This window comes from Synechococcus sp. R6-7, assembly GCF_047461695.1.
In the GTDB taxonomy this organism is placed as follows: Bacteria; Cyanobacteriota; Cyanobacteriia; order Thermostichales; family Thermostichaceae; genus Thermostichus.
Window position 1 is genome coordinate 1 of the sequence record NZ_JANSHS010000253.1, and the last position, 3,894, is coordinate 3,894.

Consider the following 3,894-nt stretch of genomic DNA (forward strand, 5'->3'; position numbering starts at 1 on the left):
GTGCGGGGCTCCTGCGATTTCTAGCTGAGATCTGGAGCCGGGAATGGCCTACGGCTCACCCGCGCCCTCGGAAAGCAGAGCTAGAGGAGAGGCAGCTGAAACAGGCGAGCGGCATTTTGGCTGGTTTCTTCTGCCAGTTTTTCCGGTGGGATTCCCAACAGCTCCGCCAAGGTTTGGGCCACCCGCTGCACATAGGCCGGCTCATTGCGTTTGCCGCGGAAGGGGGTGGGAGCCAGAAAAGGGCAATCGGTTTCCACCAAAAGCTGGGATAGGGGCACCTCCAAGGCCGACCGGCGGACAGTCTCGGCATTTTTGAAAGTGACAATGCCGCTGAAGCTGATGTAGCAGCCCAGCTCGACAAACAGCCGCGTCTCCTCCGGGGATCCGCTCCAGCAATGCATCACCGCCCGCACTGGCCCCCCCGTGGCCATGGCCTCCTTGAGGATGGCGTAGGTGGCTGCTGCCGCCTCGCGGCAATGGACGATCAACGCCAGATCCTGCGCTTGGGCAATGGCAATCTGGGCCCAGAAGGATTCTTTTTGCCGCTCGATATCCGCCGGGTTGGACTTGTAGAAATCCAGGCCCGTCTCCCCGATAGCCACCACTCGCTCGTCGCTGGCGGCCAGGTGGGCGATCTTTTCGGCCAAATCGGGCTGCCACTGGCCCGCCTCCAAAGGGTGCAGCCCCACCGACAAAAATACTTCCGGATACTGGTCGGCAATGGCCTGCAACTGGGGGAATTCTGCCGGTGTTACACAAGAATGCACCAAACGCCGGATCCCCGTCTGACGCCAGCGCTCGGCCACTTGGGGCAGATCCGCGGCAAAATCGGGGTAGTTGAGGTGGACGTGAGTATCCACCAAAGGAGCAGCAGGTAAGACGGCGGTGCTCAAGGCTCAGCTCCCCAACAATCGTGTTGCCAACCTTATCCAATTGTAAAAGCTGTCCCCGGCCTGCTTGGGATCCCTTCCGGCGCTCCCGTTTGCCGGCGAGCTCCCCTTGCGACGGCTCCTGTGGGAGCAGGATGATCCACAATGATTGAGGAAACCTTACGCCGGAGGTTTGTTATGGCCCGTACCCCCTCAACCATGCTGCCTTTGGGCACCCCAGCCCCTGACTTCAGCCTGCCGGATGTGGTGAGCGGCCAAACCATCTCCCTCTCCACCTTTGCCGACAAGCCGGCCCTGCTGGTGATGTTCATCTGCCAGCACTGTCCCTATGTGAAGCACGTGCAAGAGGAGCTGGCCCGCCTTGGCAGAGATTACAAGGATCGCGGCGTCGGCATTGTAGCCATCAGCGCCAACGATGTGGAGAAATACCCGGATGACAGCCCAGAAAACTTGAAGAAGATGGCCGAGACCTTGGGCTTTACCTTCCCCTTCTGCTACGACGAAACCCAAGAGGTGGCCAAAGCCTTCACCGCCGCCTGCACCCCCGACTTTTTCTTGTTCGACGCGGATCGCAAGTTGGTCTATCGGGGTCAACTGGACGACAGCCGTCCCAGCCTGACCGATGTGCCGGTGACGGGCAAAGATTTGCGGGCGGCGCTGGATAACCTTCTGGCCGGCAAGCCCATCGATCCCGACCAAAAGCCCAGCCTGGGCTGCAACATCAAGTGGAAACCTGGCAATGAGCCTGCTTATTTCGCTGGGTAGATCCCGCTTTTTTGAATCGCGGCCAGGGCCTGTCGATGCAAGCTGGGGTTGGCTGCCGCCAACACTTCTCCCGTGGAGGTGCGGGTTAAGGGATCCCCTCGCCAATCGGTAATCACGCCACCGGATCCCTCAATCACCGGCACAAGGGCAGCAAAATCGTAGAGGGCAAGGCCACACTCCATCACCAGATCCACACAGCCGCTGGCCAGCAGGCCGTACTGGTAGCCATCGCCCCCATAGGAGGTAATGTGAACTGCTTGGCTGAGCCCCTGGAAGCACCGTTGTTGGTCGGGTTGGGTGAACAAATCAGGGGTGGTACAGCTCAAGTAGGCGCGGCTGAGGTCGGTATTGGCCTTGGCTCGGACGGCTTGCCGGTGGGAGGGGGTTATCCATTGAGTGGGCTGTCCCCGCACCCCCAGCCAGCGTTCCCGCAACACCGGTTGATCGATGATGCCCAAAATGGGGCGGTCTTCTTCCAAGAGGGCAATCAAGGTGGCAAAGGTGGGCTTGCCGGTGGAAAAGGCGATGGTGCCATCCAAGGGATCCAGAACCCAAGTATAGAGGGATCCCGTCTGGTGAAAACCAAACTCTTCGCCAAGGATGTTGTGTTCTGGCACTTGGGCCATCAGCAAAGCTCGCATGGCCCGCTCTGCCTCCCGATCGGCCACCGTCACAATTGGGGAGCGGGCCTCTTTGTATTCGGCTTGCAGTTCTCCGCGAAACAGGGGGCGAATCACCGCTCCGGCAGCATCGGCCAGGGCCTGGGCCAGTTCAATCCACTCTGCCTTGACCACCTTTTGCCCACCCTATTTGCGCGTCTCCCCTCTTAGCATAGAGTAAGGGTTTCCCCCCGGTTATGCGGTCTGGCTTGCTCTTAACTCCTCTGGAATGGCTTTGGACGGCGATTGGGGTCCTCCTGACCATTTTGGGCACCCTAACCCATTTGAGTTTTCCGCCCGGGCTGCCTGGGTTGGGGGGATACAGCTTTTCACTGCAAATTGGGGGCGTGTTGCTGACGGCTTGTTTGGCGGGGCCGGTGGCGGCGGTGTGCGCCCAGATCGTCTATCTGGGGCTGGGGCTGGCAGGGCTACAGGTGTTTGCCCAAGGGGGAGGGTGGCAGTACCTATACCAGCCTGCCTTTGGCTACTTGCTGGGGTTTCTGCCAGGAGCCTGGGCCTGCGGGACAATTGCTTTTCCGCAACGGGATCCCTACCCTTCTCCCCCAGCCCACCAACGCGCTGTCGATGGGAAGCGGTGGGCAGGAGGGATCCCTGACTCCCCGGTGGGCCTCCAAGAGTTGGGATCCGGCAGCTTGGTGGCTTTGGCCTTGGTTCACCTGACCGGGATTCTCTACCTTTTGGCCACACAACCCTGGAATGGGGAGTTGCTGAGGTTGATAGGGCTTTACTCCGGCTATACTCTGCCGGGACAGATCATCGTGGCCAGCTTTGTTGCAGTGATAGCGTTGCTGTTGCGGCGCTTGCTGCTGCTCTGAAGCGGAGGAACCAACTGTGCGCAAAGGCCCATGCAGATTTGGGTCGGGGCGCCTCCTTTCTCAGGCTGCGGCGGCAGAAAGTAACTTAGAGCCGTGCTAACCCCAACGGCAGTCCCAGATGGAGGCGTAGATTCTGGTCAAGTCTTGTGAGGATTGACGGGTTTTCGTGAGGAACTGAGGGATGCAACGTACTGCTCTGATCCTTTTGGCCACCGGCTTTTTGGCAACCGGGCTGGCTGCCTGTGGAGATGGCGGCAGCTCAGGGGGCTCGACCCTGCCCCCACCCCAAGGCCCAACGGTTTCGTTTATCAATGCGCCCACCTCGGTGCGGGTAGGCACCTCCACGCCGGCTTTTACGGTGCAGGTGAGTGTGCCGGGTGGTGCTCGTCCAACGCAGTTCCTCGAGCTGGAAACTTTCAACCCCAGCGGCGTGCGTGTGCAGAGGGAATTCTTCAGCCCGCAGCAGGCCGGCTGCAATCCCGGGGCCACCTTTTGTAGCTTCAGTACCGATTTCCGCGTTGCCCTCGGGGATCCCATCGGCGTTTGGCAGTTCCGGATTACCGCGTTTGACCAACAGAATCGCTCCGGATCCCAGACATTGCTGATTACCGCCTTCCAGTGAGCCAGCCGAGTTGCCAGCTTTGAGGCGAGGCCATTCACTCCAGAGGGGAATGGCCGCCACAGGTCGTGCCAGCGGGACGGAGTTGCAACAAGAGTAAACTACCCGACCCTGACTGCTTCGCA

The 3,894-nt window shown here is 60.2% G+C and carries 5 protein-coding genes; 3 read left to right on the forward strand and 2 right to left on the reverse strand.

The features are described 5' to 3' along the window. Window positions 1-80: 80 nt before the first annotated feature. Window positions 81-893 carry a TatD family hydrolase gene (locus tag NW815_RS07945; RefSeq protein WP_414357510.1) on the reverse strand — a complete coding sequence of 271 codons (813 nt, stop codon included), beginning with the start codon at window positions 891-893 and terminating at the stop codon, window positions 81-83. Between the two features lie 174 nt (window positions 894-1,067). Here NW815_RS07945 and NW815_RS07950 point away from each other — a divergent pair, with 174 nt between their 5' ends. Then, window positions 1,068-1,655, forward strand: coding sequence for a thioredoxin family protein (locus tag NW815_RS07950; protein WP_041437584.1), 588 nt, complete (start codon window positions 1,068-1,070; stop codon window positions 1,653-1,655). Here the strand turns inward: NW815_RS07950 and NW815_RS07955 are convergent. Beyond that, complete coding sequence (locus NW815_RS07955) at window positions 1,640-2,449, reverse strand: inositol monophosphatase family protein (RefSeq protein ID WP_414389006.1); 810 nt, start codon at window positions 2,447-2,449, stop codon at window positions 1,640-1,642. The two genes, NW815_RS07950 and NW815_RS07955, sit on opposite strands and share 16 nt — an antisense overlap. Window positions 2,450-2,523: 74 nt before the next feature. Between NW815_RS07955 and NW815_RS07960 the strand changes: the two genes are divergently transcribed. Further along, complete coding sequence (locus NW815_RS07960; protein WP_414415880.1) at window positions 2,524-3,150, forward strand: biotin transporter BioY; 627 nt, start codon at window positions 2,524-2,526, stop codon at window positions 3,148-3,150. Between the two features lie 181 nt (window positions 3,151-3,331). Beyond that, entirely contained in the window at window positions 3,332-3,772 is a 441-nt protein-coding gene (locus NW815_RS07965) for a hypothetical protein (protein ID WP_414415881.1), read from the forward strand. Window positions 3,773-3,894 lie beyond the last annotated feature (122 nt).